19 protein-coding genes are annotated in these 18,720 nt (G+C 61.8%); 4 read left to right on the top strand and 15 right to left on the bottom strand.

Annotated features, from left to right (window positions below; genetic code table 11):
- Positions 1 to 286 precede the first annotated feature (286 nt).
- Positions 287 to 1,126, top strand: coding sequence for a MoxR family ATPase (locus C0V73_RS16660; protein WP_102021110.1), 840 nt, complete (start codon positions 287 to 289; stop codon positions 1,124 to 1,126).
- A gap of 94 nt (positions 1,127 to 1,220) precedes the next feature.
- Here the strand turns inward: C0V73_RS16660 and bfr are convergent, their stop codons facing one another.
- The 5 genes from bfr to C0V73_RS23330 form a co-directional block, all read right to left on the bottom strand.
- Positions 1,221 to 1,706 carry a bacterioferritin gene (bfr, locus tag C0V73_RS16655; RefSeq protein WP_143708350.1) on the bottom strand — a complete coding sequence of 162 codons (486 nt, stop codon included), beginning with the start codon at positions 1,704 to 1,706 and terminating at the stop codon, positions 1,221 to 1,223.
- A gap of 226 nt (positions 1,707 to 1,932) precedes the next feature.
- Entirely contained in the window at positions 1,933 to 2,256 is a 324-nt protein-coding gene (locus C0V73_RS16650) for a (2Fe-2S)-binding protein (protein ID WP_102021108.1), read from the bottom strand.
- Positions 2,257 to 2,374: 118 nt separating this feature from the next.
- On the bottom strand, positions 2,375 to 5,761 hold the full coding sequence (locus C0V73_RS16645) for an error-prone DNA polymerase (protein WP_172450210.1): 3,387 nt from the start codon (positions 5,759 to 5,761) through the stop codon (positions 2,375 to 2,377).
- 10 nt (positions 5,762 to 5,771) lie between these two features.
- Positions 5,772 to 7,301, bottom strand: coding sequence for a DNA polymerase Y family protein (locus tag C0V73_RS16640; RefSeq protein ID WP_280951013.1), 1,530 nt, complete (start codon positions 7,299 to 7,301; stop codon positions 5,772 to 5,774).
- The gene (locus C0V73_RS23330; RefSeq protein ID WP_245408007.1) at positions 7,240 to 8,166 is read right to left on the bottom strand and encodes a hypothetical protein; all 927 of its coding nucleotides are present in this window, start codon (positions 8,164 to 8,166) and stop codon (positions 7,240 to 7,242) included. Before C0V73_RS23330 ends, C0V73_RS16640 begins: the two co-directional genes overlap by 62 nt.
- A gap of 159 nt (positions 8,167 to 8,325) precedes the next feature.
- Between C0V73_RS23330 and C0V73_RS16635 the strand changes: the two genes are divergently transcribed.
- A complete protein-coding gene (locus C0V73_RS16635; RefSeq protein ID WP_102021106.1) occupies positions 8,326 to 8,769 on the top strand; it encodes a metallopeptidase family protein in 444 nt (147 codons plus the stop codon).
- A gap of 51 nt (positions 8,770 to 8,820) precedes the next feature.
- Here the strand turns inward: C0V73_RS16635 and ftrA are convergent, their stop codons facing one another.
- A complete protein-coding gene (gene ftrA / locus C0V73_RS16630) occupies positions 8,821 to 9,894 on the bottom strand; it encodes a transcriptional regulator FtrA (protein WP_102021274.1) in 1,074 nt (357 codons plus the stop codon).
- A 96-nt stretch (positions 9,895 to 9,990) separates the two neighbouring features.
- Between ftrA and C0V73_RS16625 the strand changes: the two genes are divergently transcribed.
- Positions 9,991 to 10,401: a rhodanese-like domain-containing protein gene (locus C0V73_RS16625; RefSeq protein WP_102021105.1), complete on the top strand. Its 411-nt coding sequence runs from the start codon at positions 9,991 to 9,993 to the stop codon at positions 10,399 to 10,401.
- Positions 10,402 to 10,455: 54 nt separating this feature from the next.
- Here C0V73_RS16625 and C0V73_RS16620 read toward each other — a convergent pair whose 3' ends face one another.
- Together C0V73_RS16620 and C0V73_RS16615 are read right to left on the bottom strand one after the other, a co-directional pair.
- Positions 10,456 to 10,710: an Atu4866 domain-containing protein gene (locus C0V73_RS16620; RefSeq protein ID WP_245408006.1), complete on the bottom strand. Its 255-nt coding sequence runs from the start codon at positions 10,708 to 10,710 to the stop codon at positions 10,456 to 10,458.
- Positions 10,707 to 11,228: a hypothetical protein gene (locus C0V73_RS16615; RefSeq protein WP_102021273.1), complete on the bottom strand. Its 522-nt coding sequence runs from the start codon at positions 11,226 to 11,228 to the stop codon at positions 10,707 to 10,709. The genes C0V73_RS16620 and C0V73_RS16615 overlap by 4 nt, the downstream gene beginning before the upstream one ends.
- A 180-nt stretch (positions 11,229 to 11,408) precedes the next feature.
- Here C0V73_RS16615 and C0V73_RS16610 point away from each other — a divergent pair, with 180 nt between their 5' ends.
- Positions 11,409 to 12,314, top strand: coding sequence for a LysR family transcriptional regulator (locus C0V73_RS16610; RefSeq protein ID WP_102021103.1), 906 nt, complete (start codon positions 11,409 to 11,411; stop codon positions 12,312 to 12,314).
- A 9-nt stretch (positions 12,315 to 12,323) separates the two neighbouring features.
- Here C0V73_RS16610 and C0V73_RS16605 read toward each other — a convergent pair whose 3' ends face one another.
- The 7 genes from C0V73_RS16605 to C0V73_RS16575 form a co-directional block, all read right to left on the bottom strand.
- Positions 12,324 to 12,857 (bottom strand): RNA pyrophosphohydrolase, encoded by a 534-nt coding sequence (locus C0V73_RS16605; protein WP_102021102.1) that lies wholly within the window; start codon positions 12,855 to 12,857, stop codon positions 12,324 to 12,326.
- A 7-nt stretch (positions 12,858 to 12,864) separates the two neighbouring features.
- Positions 12,865 to 14,046 carry a divergent polysaccharide deacetylase family protein gene (locus C0V73_RS16600; RefSeq protein ID WP_102021101.1) on the bottom strand — a complete coding sequence of 394 codons (1,182 nt, stop codon included), beginning with the start codon at positions 14,044 to 14,046 and terminating at the stop codon, positions 12,865 to 12,867.
- Positions 14,047 to 14,130: 84 nt separating this feature from the next.
- Positions 14,131 to 15,450, bottom strand: coding sequence for a S41 family peptidase (locus C0V73_RS16595; protein ID WP_102021100.1), 1,320 nt, complete (start codon positions 15,448 to 15,450; stop codon positions 14,131 to 14,133).
- A complete protein-coding gene (locus C0V73_RS16590; protein ID WP_245408004.1) occupies positions 15,440 to 16,918 on the bottom strand; it encodes a murein hydrolase activator EnvC in 1,479 nt (492 codons plus the stop codon). The genes C0V73_RS16595 and C0V73_RS16590 overlap by 11 nt, the downstream gene beginning before the upstream one ends.
- Positions 16,919 to 16,999: 81 nt before the next feature.
- Positions 17,000 to 17,482, bottom strand: a complete 483-nt coding sequence (rlmH, locus tag C0V73_RS16585; protein ID WP_102021099.1) for a 23S rRNA (pseudouridine(1915)-N(3))-methyltransferase RlmH — start codon at positions 17,480 to 17,482, stop codon at positions 17,000 to 17,002.
- Between the two features lie 103 nt (positions 17,483 to 17,585).
- Positions 17,586 to 17,996, bottom strand: a complete 411-nt coding sequence (gene rsfS / locus C0V73_RS16580) for a ribosome silencing factor (protein ID WP_245408013.1) — start codon at positions 17,994 to 17,996, stop codon at positions 17,586 to 17,588.
- A 131-nt stretch (positions 17,997 to 18,127) separates the two neighbouring features.
- Positions 18,128 to 18,718, bottom strand: a complete 591-nt coding sequence (locus C0V73_RS16575) for a nicotinate-nucleotide adenylyltransferase (protein ID WP_102021097.1) — start codon at positions 18,716 to 18,718, stop codon at positions 18,128 to 18,130.
- Positions 18,719 to 18,720 lie beyond the last annotated feature (2 nt).

The following is an 18,720-nucleotide window of genomic DNA, read 5'->3' as shown; positions in this document are numbered from 1 at the left end:
GGTCTTCGGGAGCCTGCCGTTGTGCGGATCTTGGCTGTCGGACAGTGCTGTCCGGACGGCTATAGTCGGGTCGTGGAGAAGGTCGGTGATGTCCGGTGCCGGAAAGTCCGTCCTTGCGGATGGGGCACGTGCAGACGGACACGCATCAGCGTTCGTGGAAAACAGCCTGTCAGATTGGCGCCAAAATACAAGCTTTATCTGGTGTAAGGGCGAAAGCGGGGCCGCGCTTGCGCCCCGTGACGCGCGTGACTAGGTTGCGGCCAAGGATGAACGAGGCTGAGACACAATGCAGTTCCAGGGGACCGCCGACTACGTTGCCGACAAGGATCTGATGATCGCGGTGAATGCTGCCATCCGGTTGGAGCGACCGCTGCTGGTCAAAGGTGAGCCCGGTACCGGCAAGACCGAGCTTGCCCGTCAGGTGGCTGCGGCCCTTGGGCTCGAGATGCTGGAATGGAACGTCAAATCGACGACCAAGGCGCAGCAGGGGCTCTACGAATATGATGCCGTCTCGCGCCTGCGCGACAGCCAGCTGGGCGACGGTCGTGTCAACGACGTCAAGAATTACATTCGCCAGGGCAAGCTCTGGCAAGCCTTTGCCGCCGACAAGAAGTCCGTTCTGCTGATCGACGAGATCGACAAGGCGGATATCGAGTTTCCAAACGATCTGCTGCAGGAACTCGACCGCATGGAGTTCCATGTCTACGAGACGGGCGAGACGGTGAAGGCCCGGGTCAGGCCGATCGTCATTATCACCTCAAACAACGAGAAGGAGCTTCCCGACGCTTTCCTGCGGCGCTGCTTCTTCCACTACATCCGCTTTCCCGATGCCGAGATCCTCGAGAAGATCGTCGAGGTCCACTATCCGGGCATCAAGAAGACGTTGCTGCGCAATGCACTTACCCAATTCTACGAGATCCGAGAAACGCCGGGGCTGAAGAAGAAGCCTTCGACATCGGAAGCGCTGGATTGGATCCGGCTTCTGGTCGCCGAGGATGTCGATCCGGCGGACCTGCGCGGCGAGGCGAAGAATGCGCTGCCGAAGCTGCACGGTGCACTGTTGAAGAACGAGCAAGACGTGCATCTGTTCGAGCGGCTGGCATTCATGGCGCGACGGGAACGCTGATCCCGGCTGGTATCGGAGCTGCCCGGGCGGCTAGCAAAGCCGAAAACGAAAAAGGCCCCGCGAACGGGGCCTTCATGACAGAAGCTGCAGCCGATTATTCGGCCGAGTCGGCCGAATCTGCGTTCAGCTGGCCGTATTTCTCTTCGCCGATCTTGGAGAGAAGCTCGAGCTGCGTTTCGAGGAAGTCGATGTGGCCTTCCTCGTCGATCAGGAGTTGTTCGAAGATCTTCATCGAGACATAGTCGCCAGCCTGGTAACAGATATCGCGCGAGGCCTTGTAGGAGGTGCGGGCGTCGTATTCGCCGGCGAGATCTGCCTCAAGCACTTCCTTGACGTTCTGGCCGATGCGCAGCGGGGCGACCTGCTGCAGGTTCGGGTGGCCTTCGAGGAAGATGATCCGGTCGATGATCTTGTCTGCGTGCTGCATTTCCTCGATCGACTCGGCGCGCTCCTTCTTGGCGAGCTTCGTGTAGCCCCAGTCGTTCAGCAGGCGGTAATGCAGCCAGTACTGGTTCACTGCGCCAAGTTCGAGAAACAGCGCCTCGTTGAGCCGTTCAATGACCTTCTGATCACCCTTCATGAATTTCTTCCTTCGTATGAAATCAATGATGGAACTCTAGCGTCAGCATCCGAAGCTGTCGAGTATTTTTTAGAAGGGTTCTAATTCGGAGGGGTCGCGCAAGACAGCTATGACCGTGCAGGCGCATGTGGCCGAGGGGTGCCTTATGCACAGTGGTCACGGCTACCGGCTTCGCAGGACGGAAGCCAATTAAGATAGGATCTCGAGAGGATCTGGTTGAGGAGGTTCAGCCTGCAGCGCGGCGCGCGGCGGTCAAGGCCTGACGGCGCTCGGCAAGCGCTGCCTTCTGCTCTTCATGGAACTGCTTCAGGCGCTCCATGAAGTTGATGACCTTGGTTTCCTCGGTCTTGCGCACGGCATGATATTCTTCGGTGGTGCGAATGATGAGGTCTACCACATTGGGGAAGCATCCGCAGCAGCGGCCGCGCTTGCCCATGGCGTGATACACTTTGCCAGGAACGATCAGCTGCCAACAGTCTTCATCGAGCATCTCGGTGATGACCGCCTTGATCTCCTTATCGGTGATGTAATTGCAGCTGCAGACCAGCATGGTCGGGGCACTCGACAAACATGACATTCACTGTCGTCTTTCTCGTAAACACGATGCGCTTTGTCAAGAAAAATCGCAGGCAAGCGGATAGATGTGATCCGACCCTGCACCAGATCCGTCAGTGAAAGTTGCGGCCCTTCGGCATGAGATCGGCCATGGCACTGCGGCGGGGATGGCCCGGCGGCGGTGCGGCAACCGGCAGCACGGGCGCCGGCTTTGTCGGCATGGCGCGCGCCTGTTTCTCGCGCTTTGCCTGACGCGGGTCGATTGCCGGTCGGCGGACTTCGTCTGCATGGGCAAGCGTATCGAAGGTCTTCAAGTCTTCGAGCAACAGGCCGAGCCGGGCGCTGGCATCGACCAGATGGTCGGCCACGACATGGATGACCCCATGCGCCTTTTGCAGGCGTCCACGTATGGCAACCAGTCTTGCGCCCATGACGACCGGCCGATAGCGCTCGAAGACTTTCGGCCAAACAATGGCGTTCGTCGTGCCTGTCTCGTCCTCCAGCGTCATGAAGATCACGCCCTTGGCCGAACCCGGGCGCTGGCGCACCAGAACCAGGCCGGCGATCTCCACCTTCGCCCCATGGGCCATGTTTTCAAGGTCGGCCGCCGATTTGAGGCCTGCCCGCTGCATGGCCTCGCGCAGGAAGGACAAGGGGTGGGCCTTGAGCGAAAAGGACAGGGTCCGATAATCGCTGAGGACTTCTTCGCCCGGCAGCATGCGAGGTAGGATCACCTCTGCCTCCTGCTGCAGATCGGCGCCCGGAAGTGTCAGGAAGAGCGGCAGGTCTTCGACGGCCGCTCCCGCATCGAGCGCCTGGGCGGCCCAAAGCGCATCGCGTCGGTTAAGACCGAGAGAGGAAAAGCAATCAGCATCGGCGAGTTTCTCGATCGCTGCGCGGGGCAGGCGCGTGCGCAGCCAGAGGTCCCGGACGGAATCATAACCTTGCCCACGCCTCTCGACGAGAAGCGCCATTTCGCTCTCCGAGATACCCTTGATCTGGCGAAAACCAAGACGCACGGCATGGCTGCTCTTGATCACACGGGCCATGGAGCGGTGGCGAGATGCAATGCGGGCGGGATCGAAGGCGGGCTTCTCCTGTTCATCTCCTTCCAGCGTGCAATCCCAGACGGAATGATTGACGTCGACGGGCCTGATCTCGACGCCGTGCTCGCGGGCATCGCGCACCAGCTGGCCCGGCGCATAGAAGCCCATCGGCTGGGAATTCAGGATCGCGGCACAGAAGATGTCCGGATAGAAGGCCTTGAACCAGCAGGAGACGTAGACGAGCAGGGCGAAGGAGGCCGCATGGCTTTCCGGGAAACCATATTCGCCGAAACCCTCGATCTGGCTGAAGCAGCGGGCGGCGAAGTCCGGGTCGTAACCGCGTTCGACCATGCCTTCGACCATGCGTTTCTGGAAGCTGGAAACCTGACCGGTGCGGCGGAAGGTTGCCATGGCGCGGCGCAGCTTGTCGGCTTCGGCGGGGGTGAAACCGGCAGCAGTGATGGCGATCTGCATGGCCTGTTCCTGGAAGAGCGGCACGCCCAGCGTACGCTCCAGCACCTGGCGGAGTTCGGGACTGGGATAGTCGATCGGCCGGCCCGCGAGTTTGTCCGCACGTCGCTTGAGATAGGGATGGACCATGTTGCCCTGGATCGGGCCGGGGCGGACGATGGCGACCTCGATGACCAGATCGTAGAACTCGCGCGGTTTCAGCCGGGGCAGCATGCTCATCTGGGCCCGGCTTTCGATCTGGAAGACGCCGAGCGTATCGGCACGGCAGATCATGTCGTAGACTTCGCCGCGCTGGTCTTCGTTGACCGAGGCGAGGGTCTCGTGGCGCTCATAATGGCTGGAAAGCAGCTTGAAGGCCTTGGCCAGGCAGGTGAGCATGCCGAGCGCCAGCACGTCGATCTTGAGGATCTTCAGCGTATCGAGATCGTCCTTGTCCCATTCGACCATGTAGCGGCCGTCCGCCGTGTTCATGATCGGGACGACTTCGTCGAGGCGGTCCCGGGTGATGACAAAGCCGCCGACATGCTGGGAGAGATGTCTCGGAAAATTCTGCAAGGCCTGGGCATAGGCGAGGACGTGGCGGGTGGTCGGATCCTTGAGGTCGAGCCCGGCGGCCTTTGCCTGATCCTCGGTGAAATCGCTGGTCCACCAGCCCCAGATCGAGCCTGCAAGCGCCGATTGAACATCATCCGACATGCCGAATGCCTTGGCGACCTCGCGGCCGGCCGAGCGGGCGCGGTAGCTGATGACGGCGGCCGTCAGCGCCGCATGTTCCCGGCCATAGGTCTCGTAGATGAACCGGATCACCTCCTCGCGCTTCTCGTGCTCGAAGTCGACATCGATGTCAGGCGGTTCATCGCGTTCGGTGGACAGGAAGCGATCAAAGAGCAGGGTCGTCTTCTGTGGGTCCACTTCGGTGATGCCGAGGCAGAAGCAGACAGCGGAATTGGCGGCAGACCCGCGGCCTTGGCAGAGGATGCCCACGTCGCGCGCATGACAGACGATGCGGTAGACCGTCAGAAAATAGGGCTCGTAACGCTTCTCGGCGATCAGTTTCAGCTCATAGTCGAGAAGGCCGAGGACCTTGCGGGGAATTTCATCCGGGTAGCGCTTTCGTGCACCTTCATAGGTCAGCCGGCGCAGCGCCAAAGCCGGAGATTCGCCGTCGAAGATCTCGTCGGGATACTGGTGGGACAGTTCATCGAGAGAAAATTGAAGCCGGCTAAAGAAGTGGACATTGTTGTCGATGGCTTCCGGCCAGGCACGGAACAGGCGCGCCATTTCGGTCGGGCTTTTCAGGTGCCGTTCGGCATGGGCATGCAGGCGCAAGCCGGCTTCGGCAATCGGCACATGCTCTCGGATTGCCACGACCACGTCGGCCACGGGTTTGCGTTCCGGAGCATGGTAGAATGCATCGTTTGTCGCGATGAGCGGAAGGCCGAGCCTTCTCGCTATCCCGTCGAGCTCGCTGAAGGTCTTGTTGTCGAGGCCGTCATAGCGAGGAACGAGAGCCAGATGCAGGCGATCCCCAAGCCAGGGCCTGATACGGGCAAGCGCCGTCTCGAACCTCTCGACATCGGCCACTTTGGGCAGTGAAGGCGGTATGGCAATAAAAAGAAGATGTTCCGCCCAGTCGCGGAGATCGGTCTCCCAAAGCGTGCAGATGCCCTTTTTCGAACGCAGATTGCCGGCGCTCAGCATTCGACAGAGATGGCCCCACCCCTTGCGGTTCATCGGATAGGCGAGAAGCTCCGGCGTGCCGTCATCAAAGAGGAGACGGGCACCAGGGCGAAATTCGAGACCGTTCAGCTTGGCCGAAGCATGCAGGCGCACGACACCCGCAACCGTATTTCGATCGGCAAGACCGAGGCCGGAAAGGCCAAGGGAAAGTGCCTGTTCCACCAGTTCCTCGGGATGGGAGGCGCCATCCAGAAAGGAGAAATTGCTGCGCAGTCCGATCTCGTAAAAGGGCCTCATGGTCATCGCGTTTGCCTCACGCAAAGAAGCCCTGGAGGAACCAGGTCGGGTGGACGGTTCGCCGCTCATAGAGGCCCTGGCGATAAAGCCAGAAGCGTTGGCCTTCGGTGTCCTCGATGCGGAAATAATCCCGCGGCGGGGCATCCTCGCCATCGACCCACCATTCCGGGGCAAGCCGTTCCGGTCCTTCTGCCCGCAGGATGCGCCGCTGGACACGACGCCAGCGGAAGCTTGCCGGCGGGCCGTCGGGCACGGCGGACATGACCTCGACCTCTTCAGGACGATCGAGCAGCCGCAAGGGACGCAGGCCGCGAACCGGCCTTGCGGCCATATCCATCCGGGCCCCCGGGATATCGAGCCCCTTCAGCGCATCACTTGCCGTCGCATGCATTGTCGCTCTCTCCGGCCAATGGCTGGCAAGCGGCACGGGCAGTCGCAAGGCGCGCTCGCCCAAACGGGCTGAAACCTGATCCAGAAAACGGGTTAGGCCTTCGGAGTTGCCCTCCTCTCCGGCGAGGGCCGGTTGGCGGGCATCGAAGGTCTCGCTCAAGAGCACGTTGAGGCGGACGAGTTCGAAGCCGAAGCCGGCGTCGAGATCATCCCGCAGCACGGCGAGCCGCTCCTCGAACAGCGACCGGATGCGGGTTGCATCACGCAAAGGGGCGGAGGCGCTGACCTCGATGCGGAAGACACGGCCGTCAACGCGGAATACCAGAAGTTCGAAGAGGCGACCGCCTTCGCCGCGTGCCTCAAGCGATGTCTTCAGGCCTGCTGCCAGACGGCCGGCGAGATCAAGGACCTGATCCTCGGTCATGATCGGTTCGGCGAGGCGGCGTTCAGCGGACAGGAGTGGCAGATGGCGGCGTGGCGAGATCGGTTCGCCTTCCCGGCCGAGGGCCTGATCAAGACGCAGCATCGGACCCGCGCCGAAGCGGCGCGTGATGGGTGGTCTGGAGGCTGCGAGCAGGTCGGCAACCGTCTTCAGGCCAACCCGGGCGAGATCGATGACCGTCTGGGGCTCAAGGCGCAGCGATGCGAGTGGCAGGGGGGCGAGTGCTGCGGCTGCCTCGGACGGTGTGACACGCTGCGGACCGCCAAAGCGGCTACAGGCGCGTGCGAGGCCCGGTGTCGGGCCGACCGCAATGCGGACGGCGAGGCCGAAAGCTGTCAGGCGGCGCTCGGCATCCTCGAGCAGTTTTTCTTCGCCACCGAAGAGATGGGCGCAGCCAGTGATATCCAGCATCAGGCCGTCGTCACCGTCCAGGGCCACCAAGGGGGTGTAGCGGTCGCACCAGTCCGCGATGGCGTTGAGCAGCGTGCGGTCTGCTGCGGGATCGGCCTCGATCACGTCGAGGTTCGCACAGATGGCACGCGCTTCGGCCAGACCTTGTCCGATCCGGAGACCAAAGGTTTCCGATGTCTCGTCCAGTGCCGTGATGCGCATGGCATTCGCCACCCGGCCGGCACAGGCCAGCGGCGGATATTCAGGATGCGCGGTCGAGGCGGGGGGTAAACGCCAGGAGAGACCCCATCGGCGCCGGGCGATGCGGTCTGTCGGCAGTTTGGGGAAAAAGAGCGAGAGGATGCGGCGATCCGAGACCAGATGATTTGAAATGGTCGTAGAGGTGAAGGCGGCGTTCATCGGAATTCCACTCCAGAATGAGTTCGGGTGAGCCCGGGATGCGGGATTTCTCAAGTGTGATGTGAAAGACGGGTGACCCGATGCTGCCGCCCAGCAGGGACCCGTCGGCGAGATGGCGCGCCGCCGCCGGCGCGGGTTCGACAGACAGGCGAAGAAGAGCGCTGGAAGCCTCCTCCTCGCCCGCCTGGCGGAGGATCAACAGCCTGCCACCGGTGGCGCGAGCTTTCAGGCTCAGGCGCCGGCTCTCGGTGAGGCCGAATTTCTTTGGATTGCCGTGCACTTCGAAAAGCACGGTGGAAAAGGCGCGCGAGGCGAGTGCTGCCTCTGTGAGCCACAGCGCATCCTCGATGCGGCGTGGCAGGGCATGGACCAGCCCGGCAGTGGACAGGCCGAAGTCGAGGAGGCCCGGTGCATAGGCAAGGCCGGCTTCGCGCACGACATGGGGATCGGCGACAAATAGCAGGCGCTGCCTCACCTTTTCAGTCTGTCCCGCAGCCATGAGGGCAAGGGCCAAACCGAAGCCGGTCACAGAGCCTGCCTGCTGCAACCGCAGACCTCTCAGTTCAACCAGCGTTCCCCGGGCAAGGATCTCACCCATCATGGCATCGAAAAGCCCTTGCCTCTCCCGCTTTTCCTCAGGCGCTGCTTGTGCTGCCTGCGGGCTCATGCCCGCCGTCAGGCGCGCGGCATGGTCCGGCTTTCCCTCGATCCGGGCAATCGCCTCTCGCAAGGCAAAAAGGGTCTCGCGCGCCTGAGGGCTCTCGCCCATGACGATCTCTCCTGGTGAATTGTTCTCTATTTGTTCCTATGGATTCCAGAGCTTCGCGCGAGAGTCAACCGGATTCAAATGAGAATTTATTCCTCTATTGAATTCACTCTCGAAATGGCGCTGCAAACATCCTATATCTCGGGGCAGTAAGGAGTATTCATGGCCCGCATAGACCAGAGCGAGGATTGGCACGAACGGCACGCCCCGACGATCAGCACATTCGAGTCGCTGGCGATCGAGGCCTATGGCCACCTGCCGCAAGAATTCCGCGACCTCAGCAAGGATCTCATCATCGAGATCACTGACTTCCCGACCGACGAAGTGTTCGAAGACATGGCGCTCGAAACGCCTTTTGATCTTCTGGGCCTGTTCGAGGGCCAGGGTCTGTCCGAGCGATTTTCCATGGAAACGGGCATGGTGCCGAACCGCATCATCCTTTACCGCCGTCCGATCCTCGATTATTGGGCCGAGAACGAGGAGACGCTGGGTGACATCATCACCCATGTGTTGATCCATGAAATCGGCCATCATTTCGGCCTGTCCGACGACGATATGGAGCGGATCGAGGAAAGCGCGGAAGACGCCGCATCGGCTGAGCGCTAATCTTCCTGCGCCCTGTGCGCCACCGAACCTTCGATAAAACCCAAATCTATCTCAAGATGCCTGTGCGAAACGGGCTCGATAGGCCGCGGGACTGGTGGAGAGGCGCGCGCGAAAATGGTGACGCAGCGTTGCCGGCGTGCCGAAGCCCGAGGCCAGCGCGACGTCATCAAGCGACAGTCTTGCCTGCCGTTCCAGCAGATCGCATGCGTGGCGCAGCCTGCGGGTGAGCAGAAACTCGCCGGGGCTTGTGCCGGTCAGGTCGCGAAACCTTCGCTGGAAGGTCCGTGTGCTCATGCCGGCGCGGGCAGCCATCTCGGCGAGTGTCACGTCGCGCTGCAGATTGGTGTCGATCCAATCCAGCAGTGGACCAAGTCGCTGGCCCTCTCGCTCCTGCGGCACGGGCTTGACGATAAATTGCGCCTGGCCGCCCTCCCGATGGGGTGGCACGACGAGGCGCCGGGCGACGCTGTTGGCGGCCTCTGCGCCGAAATCGCGGCGCACCACATGCAGACAGAGATCAATGCCGGCCGCACTTCCGGCGGCGCTCAGGATTTCGCCCTCGTCGACATAGAGCACATCCGGGTCGAGGCGGATTTCGGGATGGCGAGCCGCAATCGCATCGGCATAGCGCCAATGGGTGGTGGCACGGCGACCATCGAGCAGACCCGTGGCGGCGAGCACTGCTACACCGGAGCAGAGCGACATCAGTCGCGCACCTCGGCTGTGGGCGGCGCGCAAGGCCTGAAGCAGCGAGGCAGGGACGGGCTCTGCGATCCCGCGCCAGCCGGGGACGACGATGAGATCGGCCTCTTCGAGGAGTGTCAGCCCTCCTGTCGCCGTCACAGTCAGTCCGCCGGCTGCGCGCAAAAGGCCGGGTTCAATGGCGGCTGTGGCGTGGCGATACCAGTTCTTTCCCATTTCCGGCCGGGCAAGGCCGAACACTTCCACCGCAACGCCGAACTCGAAGGTACAGAGGCCGTCATAGGCCAATGTGACGACACGTGGACCGGTCAGTGGCGAACTGGCGAAAGACGCCGTTTGCGGCTGGGCTTCCCATCCCGGCGCATTGCTCGAGACGTCAGTCCCGTAACGGTCCGCGGCATCCCTGCGATGATGGCGTATCATTGGCGTGATCTTTACGCATGTTGTCATTCACGCCAGTTTCATCGAAGCTTGCCCGAATGCAAGGTCCTCTCATCGTTCGAATGAAAGGAACCCGTCATGCCGAGCCTCGTCAGTGAAATCCCCGCCGCCGAACCTGCCTTGGTTGCTGTACATTATGCGGCAAGACTTTCCTTCGAGACAGATTGCTGGGACGTACACGAATCCCTTAGCCGAGGTGATCCCGACTTCGTGTTGCTCGACGTTCGAGGGCCAAAGCTGTTCGAACGGGGGCATGTGCCCGGTGCGATCAATCTGCCGCATGGCAAGATGACCGAGCGGAAGATGGCGGAATGGCCCGAGGATACGCTGTTCGTCGTCTATTGCGCCGGACCGCATTGCAACGGCACCGATCGGGCGGCGCTTCGGCTTGCGCGGTTGGGGCGCAGGGTCAAGGTGATGATCGGCGGCATGACCGGCTGGGCGGATGAAGATTTTGCCGTGGGGACCGGTGCTAGTGCTGCTGCATGATGGCGTGTCAAGCAATAGGGCGGCTCCGAGGAGCCGCCCTTCAAAGGATCGGGATCAGCGTTCCCGGCGCAAGACCATGCCGGCATGGTAGAGGACACCATCGCGAAAATCGCCGTCAGCGGTAAAGCCCGTGTCGTCCCAATAGTCGATATGGGTTCCGGTTACCTTGTAGCGGCCGAGATAGGCCCGCTCGCGATTGCCGCGTGCTTCGACATAGCGGTTGTTGGGCAGAAGTTCGTGGCGGATATGCCCGTCCTCCGTCACCCATAGACCGACATAGGGATGGCTTGCCTGGGCGTCATCGCTCACGGAGTGAGTTCTCCCTTTCCCAGCACATCGACAATGGTTTCGGGTTCGACGACCCAGGCATAGTTCAGCTCCTGGTGGATCTTCCAGGCGCCATCCGTGCAGGTCCAGCCAAGCTGAGAACGGCCGTCAAAGGCCAGAACCTCCCCATTCAGCCGTTCGAGACGGCCGACGAAGCCGAGCGTGGTGGAGGCAACCTTGCCGTCGACCAGCTGGTCATGGCCTGAGGTCAGACCGTGGAGAACGGAGCGTGCGGCATTTTGCAGATCTTCCCAGTTGGCGCCGTAGCGGCTGGAATCGCTGAAGAGTTGCGTCTTGCCGGGGGCGAAATTGTCGTAGAACACGCCTTCTGTCTGCTCGAGATCGTAATAGCGCTGCATCTTCGTGGCGAAGACGAAGGCGGGGTCGCCTTCGCGCCGTTCCCAGCCTTCCATGATCCAGTCGCGATGCAGTTCCAGCGGGCTTTCTGCGCCTGATGTGACGCAAGCTGTATCGGCTGCTGCTGCCTGGGTCAGGGCCATGGGGAGGGTGGCGAGGACAAGCGCGCCGGTTAGGATCGATCTGATGGTAATGGTCATTGAGAAATCCTCTCGTCTTGTGGGTCGGCGCGGATTGCTTTGCCGATGCAAGGGACCCTAGACGGGTGGCGTTGTCGTCGGTATCCATCTGATGATGACCACATTGGTGAGTTGTGCTTTACAATGATGCTGGATTTGAACCTGTTGCCGCTGTTTCTCGCGGTTGCCGAGGAGCAGAGTTTTGCCGCCGCCGCCCGGCGCCTCGGTGTAACCCGCTCTGCTGTCAGCCAGGGCGTTCAGCGGCTTGAAAACGCCTGTGGCATCGCGCTTGTGGTGCGCACGACGCGCAGTGTTCGGCTAACCGAATCCGGGACGAGACTGTTGGCGATGCTTGGCCGTCCGATGGCGGATATCGGGGCCGCGCTTGAGGATCTCGGCGGAGATATTAGGCCGGCGGGGCACTTGAAGATTGCCGTCACCTCGATTGCCGACGCCTTTCTGTCCGGGCCGTTGCTGGGCAGCTTTGCCGAGGCGCATCCTGATATTACCATCGATGTGACGGTGACCGACGAGACCTGGGACATCGTTTCCCGCGGCTTCGATGCGGGCGTGCGGCTGGGCGAGGTGATCGAAAAAGATATGGTGGCGATCCCGCTGACGGGTGCGCAATGCGAGGCAGTGGTCGCCTCACCCGCCTATCTTGCCCGTCACGGTGTGCCTCAGCATCCGAAGGAGCTTGCTCAGCATCGCTGCATCGGCTGGCGACCGGCGCCGGACGAGGTTCCGGCACCCTGGGAGTTCGAGGAGGACGGGCGCAGCTTCGACGTGGCGATTACGCCGCAGATCACCACCAACGATTTGCGGTTGATGCTTCGCATGGCGCTGGCGGGTGCGGGGCTCACCTATGCGGTGCGCGAGACCTTCGAGCCATATCTCGAAAGCGGCGAACTCGTCTCGGTTCTCGATGGCTATCTGAAGCCCTATCCGGGCTTCTATCTCTACTTTCCCAATCGCCGCAACATGGCGCCGAAACTGCGTGCTCTCGTCGATCACGTGCAGCGCTATCGGCGGGACCAGTGCAAAGGCTGAGGGCTAACCTTACTTTGCCAGATGGGCGAACTCTGCGACTACTTCTTCGTAGACGCGGCGCTTGAAGGGCACGATCAAATCCGGCAACTCCTGCATAGGCTTCCAGGCCCAGGCATCGAACTCCGCCTCGTGACCACCAGGCGGCGGGTTGATGGCGATCTCGCTTTCGTCGCCTTCGAAGCGGAAGGCAAACCAGCGCTGGGTCTGGCCGCGGAACTTGCCCTTCAAGCCGATGCCGATCAGTTCTGCAGGGAGGTCGTAATTGATCCAGCGGCTTGCCTCGGCGAGTAGCGACACGGTCTTCATGCCGGTTTCCTCGTAGAGCTCGCGCATGGCGGCCGGCAGCGCATCTTCACCCGGGTCGATGCCGCCTTGCGGCATCTGCCAAAGCTGTGGCGAGCCGTCATATTCGGAATTGCCTTCTGCAATACGCCGGCCAGACCAGACCAGACCTTCCCGGTTGAGCACCATGATCCCGACGCAGGGACGATAGGGAAGATCCTCGGCCTTTACCTTGGGCTTGTTCGACAGGTGCTCGGTCATGGTATCCTCAGGGTCTGTTTTCGTTGGCCAGCGCAGAGACGCCGACAAATTCGATGCCGCGGGCGACAGCCTCGTTGCGCCACTCGGCGACGGCTGCAATCGTTTCGTCGAAGGCCGCACCAACGCCGATCGCCTGGCCGTTGCGCCGTGCGATGCGCTCCAGCTCGTCGAGCTTGGCAAGGATCGCCTGACGATCAACCTGGGCGTCGATCATGACGTCCGCATAGGCGTGCGGGATGCCGATCGCCTTGGCGAAATCGCCTGAGAGCGATCGTGCGGTCGAGCCGTCATCGAGGAACATCAGACCGCGTTTACCGATGTCGCGCATCACAGGATCCATGGCCTTGTCGTCGGCCATGAAGCGGGCGCCCATGTAGTTCATGATCCCGGTGTAATTGGTGATCTGCGCCATGGCCTGGTGGAGGTTGGCAAGATTGCTGGCTGCCGCCTTTTCGGTCAGCAGGGTGCCGCGTCCCGGATCCATGGCCGGATAGTCGAAAGGCTCCATCGGCACCTGCAGGACGATCTCGTGTCCCTTGCGCCGTGCCTCCTGCATCCAGCGCTGCAAGCTGTTGCCGGTTGCGGCAAAGGCGAGCGTGATGTCTTCGGGGAGGTCGGTGACGGCCTTCTGGCTGCCGGTCTGGCTGAGGCCGATGCCGCCGATGACGATCGCGATCCGGGTACCCCGCGCACCGGACCATCGCCGGGCGTAGAAATCGACGGGGCGAAGACCGGAGGCGGAGACGGTCGGAAGCTCTCCGGCGTCCGTCAATTCGATCAGATCTTCATTGGGCTGTCCCGCAAGACGGGGATCCTGGGTCGAGCTGGCGCCGATGACGACGGGACCCTGCCTGGCATTCGGACTGAAGGTGGTGACGGTATTGCCGTCCGCCGTCGTGGTGCGACGGATCACGGCGCCGTCGTTCGGGCCGCTCGTTGCCAAGCCCGTGGGGCGTTCCGTCGGGTCGACAGCCGTCTCGGCTTCGGCAACGTTCTTTGCGTCAGGTGGTGTGGGTGTCAGACCGATCGGTGGTTCGGTGCGCAGGGCCACTGGCGAGAGTGCCGTCCAGGCAGACAGGCCTGTCAGCGCCAGAACAGCAATCACCGATGATACGGTGGACAGGCGGAGGCGCCCGCCTCTCCGGTTCTTGTCCTTTCGCTCCTGACCGAGCGGTGCATGAAGGTCCATGCGAAACTTCCAGTGATGCCGAAGGCCCAGATACGAAAAGGCCGCCCGCGCATCATCGATACGCGGGCGGCCAATTCAAGTGCTTTACTGAAGCGACGCCTTCTGAGGATCGGCCGGGAAGGCCGGGTCGTTCTTTACGCCGCGCAGCAGATCGAGCGCATAGTTGAGCTGGACGTCGTCCTTAGCTTCCGGCGGAACGTAAGCGACGGAGCCGGAGCCTTCCTCGCTCTCGTTCTGGCCCTTGATATGGCCAGGCAACGAGGATTCGCCTTCGGTGCGAACCTTGCCCTGGAGCTCTTCCGGCAGCGGCTGGTCGACCTTGATGTCCGGCTCGATGCCGGTGCCCTGGATCGACTTGCCCGACGGCGTGTAATAGAGCGCCGTCGTCAGGCGCAACGCACCCTTTTCGCCCATCGGGATGATCGTCTGAACCGATCCCTTGCCGAAGGAGCGGGTGCCAAGCACCGTCGCACGCTTCAGGTCCTGCAGAGCGCCGGCCACGATCTCGGATGCCGAGGCGGAGCCGCCGTTGACCAGCACGATGACTGGCTTGCCGTCGGTCAGATCGCCCGCCGTCGCGTTGAAGCGACGGGTGTCCTGCGGATCGCGCGAACGGGTGGAAACCACTTCGCCACGCTCCAGGAAGGCGTCAGAGACGTAGATCGCCTGATCGAGAAGACCGCCCGGATTGAGGCGCAGGTCGAGGACATAGCCCTTCAGCTTGTCGCCCGGCAATTCCTTCTTGATCTTCTCAATCGCGGCTTCCAGGTCGTCATAGGTCTTCTCGGTGAAAGAGATGACGCGGAGATAGCCGACATCGCCTTCAACGCGGGACTTCACAGCCCGGATCGGGATGATTTCGCGCGTGACGCTGAGCTCGATCGGCTTGTCGGCGCCTTCGCGCAGGATGGTCAGCTTAATCGGCGTGTTGACCGCGCCGCGCATCTTCTCGACGGCTTCCTCGAGCTTCAGACCGCGAACACTTTCGCCGTTGATCTCGGAGATGAAGTCGCCAGCGAGGATGCCAGCCTTGGCGCCGGGCGTGTCATCGATCGGGGTGATGACCTTGACCAGCTCTTCTTCCATCGTGACTTCGATGCCGATGCCGCCGAATTCACCGCGGGTCTGGGTCTGCATGTCGGCCGCATCCTTGGCGTTCATGTAGACAGAATGCGGGTCGAGCGAGGTCAACATGCCATTGATGGCACTTTCGACCAGCTTGTTCTCGTCTGGCGGCGTGACGTATTGGGCGCGGATGCGCTCGAAGACGTCGCCGAAGATGGAGAGTTCTTTATAGGTAGAATTGCCCGCCGCTTGCGCCGGAACACCTGCCGAATAGATGACGCTCATCGCAGTTGCGCCCATCAGTGCGCCGACGAGAAGAAGAGAGACCCTACGTATCATTCTGTGCCTTTCCAGAATCGCCTCCGGCCCACCAGGGACGGGAATCAACCGGTTTACCGTCTTTCCGAAGTTCAATGTAAAGCGTCGGCCGATCGGTTTCCAGCGCCAAAGCGGTGGCGCTTGCCACTCTTTTCTCACCCATGGTCGCCAGAGGCTCCCCGGAGAGCACGAACTTGCCTTGACTGGTGCTGATCCGGTCCATGCCCGATAGCACCATGTGATAGCCGTCGCCCGTGTTCAGAATGATCATCTGGCCGTAGCTTCGGAAATTTCCAGCAAACACTACCCATGCATCCGCCGGTGCGGTCACGAGCGCGCCGGGCTGTGAGGCAATAACGACGCCCTGAGCCTGGTGGCCTGTTCCGTCCGGATCACCGAACTGCCGCAGGGTTTCGCCGGCAACCGGCAATTCCAGTTTCTGCTTCAGATCAGAGAAAGGATATGCTGGCGCAATGCGGTTTTTATCGGGCAGTCCAGACTGGGCGAGCTCCAGGGCGCGGGCCCGCTGCTCCTCGCTCATCTGGCTTCTTTTCAGCTCTTCTGCCCTCGCTAACTCGGCCGCCTGCCGGACCGAGGTGATCTCGTTTTCCAGCGAACGGATCAGCGCTTCCATCGTCGACGCTCGCTCGGCAAGTGCCTCTGATTGCTTGCGTTCGGCCTGAAGCTGGAGGGAGTTGGTGCGGGCGAGCCTCTCATTTTCCGCCACTAGCAAGTCCATCCGCCGCTCTTCTTCCTGGCGGTTGGCAATGGCGGCTACCATGCCATCCATTTCCTTTTTCCCGGCGTCGCGGAGCGCGATCAACTCTTCGAGATCAGCGGCCAGCTTGTCCGTCTCGTGGCGGATCCCGGGTACGACGGCGCCGAGCAGGATCGCGGTGCGCACCGAGCCCAAGGCATCCTCGGGGCTGACGAGAAGAGCGGGCGGCGGGTTCCGTCCCATGCGCTGAAGGGCTGCCAGAACCTCAGCCAGCATCGACCGACGTTCGCGGAACGAGGCACGGATATTGTCCTCACGCAGGCCGATGTCAGCCAGGCGCTTCTCGCCTTCGCTGATCTGCTTCTCGATATCCTTGCGACGCTGGGCGGACTCGATCAGCGCCGTCTTCAGGCTCTCCGAGGTCTTCTCGAGATCGTCGATGCTTTTCTGCAGTTCTGTCGTCTTTTCTTCCGACAGCTTCATGCTGGACGCGATGGCCTGCAGCTCGGCGCTCACCTGATCGCGTTTTGAGCGCAGTTCCAGCGCCGGGTCCGGTGCTGGCTCCGCGACGACACGGTCGCCCGTCTGAGTCAGGGTTGTCGGCAGCGATCCGGTTGTCGTGCCAGAGGCCGGTGCCGGGGTCTGCTGGGCTCGGGTTGAAATCGGCGAAGCCGAAGCCAGGAGGCCTCCGAGAAGGCAAGCCACCGCCAGACCGGCCTTGTGGCGGCGGCCTTCAATGACGGCTGCTGTATCTCTGGCGACAATGGGCAAGGGCTCTATCCGGTTCGGCCGCGAAAATACGCTGATTTGCGGCCAAGGCAAAGCATTGCCTCGCCGATCGGTCTCGGTGAATCAAACGCGGTGATAGGGGTGTCCCGTCAGGATGGTCACGGCCCGATAGAGTTGCTCGGCGATCAGGATGCGCACGAGTTGGTGCGGCCAGGTGAGCTTGCCGAGATTGAGGACGAGGCGGGCGCGATCTCTAAGGTCGGGATCGATACCATCGGCACCGCCGATGACGAAGGCCATATCGCGCTGGCCGTTATCGGCTGCGTCACCGACGAATTTGGCGAATTCGGCACTGTCGAAGGCCTTGCCGCGCTCGTCGAGGACCACGATGAGCGCGCCGTCGGGGATCTGGCGGGAAAGCTCTTGGGCTTCCTCGCGCTTTCTGGTGTCGGCATTGCCGGCGCGGCTTTCGTTCAGCTCCACGGAGCGTGTGAATTCGAGGCCGCATTGCGGTCCGGCCTTGGCGAAGCGGTCCAGATAGCGGGACGCGAGTTCCTTCTCTGGTCCGGTTTTCAGCCGGCCAACGGCATAGATGCCAATTTTCATGCGGGCAGTTCCAGTTTCAGGTCACAAAACCATCTCTATCGGCAGGAAGAGCCCCGCCGTGTCAATCCGGCTTCGGGACCGTCCGACGGACGGCCGGCCGTTTTCAGTGCAGGCGATCCTCGATCTCCGGCGCTGCCCACATCCTTTCCAGGTTGTAGAATTCGCGGATTTCAGGTCGAAACACATGCACGATGATGTCCCCGGTGTCGATCAGGACCCAATCGCCGGTCTCCAGGCCTTCGACGCGGGCAGAGCCCATGCCTTCGTCCTTGAGGTCGGAAATGAGATGTTCGCTGATCGCCGAAACATGCCTGTTCGAGCGTCCGGATACGACCACCATGTAGTCGCCCAGCGCCGATTTTCCGGCAATGTCGATGGAGACGATGTCTTCTGCCTTTGAGTCCTCGAGGCTTGCGAGGACCAGCTCAAGCGCACGGGCTGCAGCATCGGCGCCACGTTCCATGCTCTTCGGGATAGCGCGGGAAGCGCGTCCCTTGGTGTGTACTGTTGTCAGAGTTCGTCCTTTCCTTGGCAAAACAGAACAGCACGTCTGCGATTCTCCTAACTGGGATCGCAGATAAAAGGTGGCACTGATCTGTTAATCTTTCAAGGCATGGTGGAAAATGTCAGCCTTGATCGTCTGTCTCATGGTTTGTGCGCAGCCGCCCTGATCGCAGAGGAACTCAGCGTCGAGCGCGGCCCGTGAATGAAGGTCCATGCCGGCGCCCGCTTCTGCCACAGCACCCCCGCATCTTCCTCGTCGATCCGAGCATAATCGAACGTCCGCGCCATCTTCGACGAGAGATAGGCGAGGGTCGATCCTGGCCGGTCGATGACGGCAACTGGGAAGGTGCTCGCGATCTTCTGCCAGCGTTGCCAGCGGTGGAAACCGGCGAGGTTGTCGGCCCCCATAATCCAGATGAAATGCACATGCGGATTGCGGGCGCGGATGAATTCCAGCGTCTTTGCGGTGTAACTCGTTCCGAGCGTTTTCTCGAAGGCGGTGACCTTGATCCGTGGGTCTACGGCAAGCGTCTCGCAGGCGGCCAGGCGCTCAGCGAGCGGTGCCAATTCCTTCTGGCTCTTCAGCGGGTTGCCCGGTGTTACCAACCACCAGAGCTGGTCAAGACTGAGACGCCGCAAGGCGATTTCGGCCACGAGCAGGTGCCCCTGGTGTGGTGGATTGAAGGAGCCTCCGAAGAGGCCGATCACCATGCCGCGTTCGGCATGCGGCATGA

Source organism: Rhizobium sp. TH135 (assembly GCF_002855515.1).
Taxonomy (GTDB): domain Bacteria; phylum Pseudomonadota; class Alphaproteobacteria; order Rhizobiales; family Rhizobiaceae; genus Allorhizobium.
Note: the sequence above shows the minus strand (reverse complement) of the source record. Positions and strands in the feature narration are given on the sequence as shown.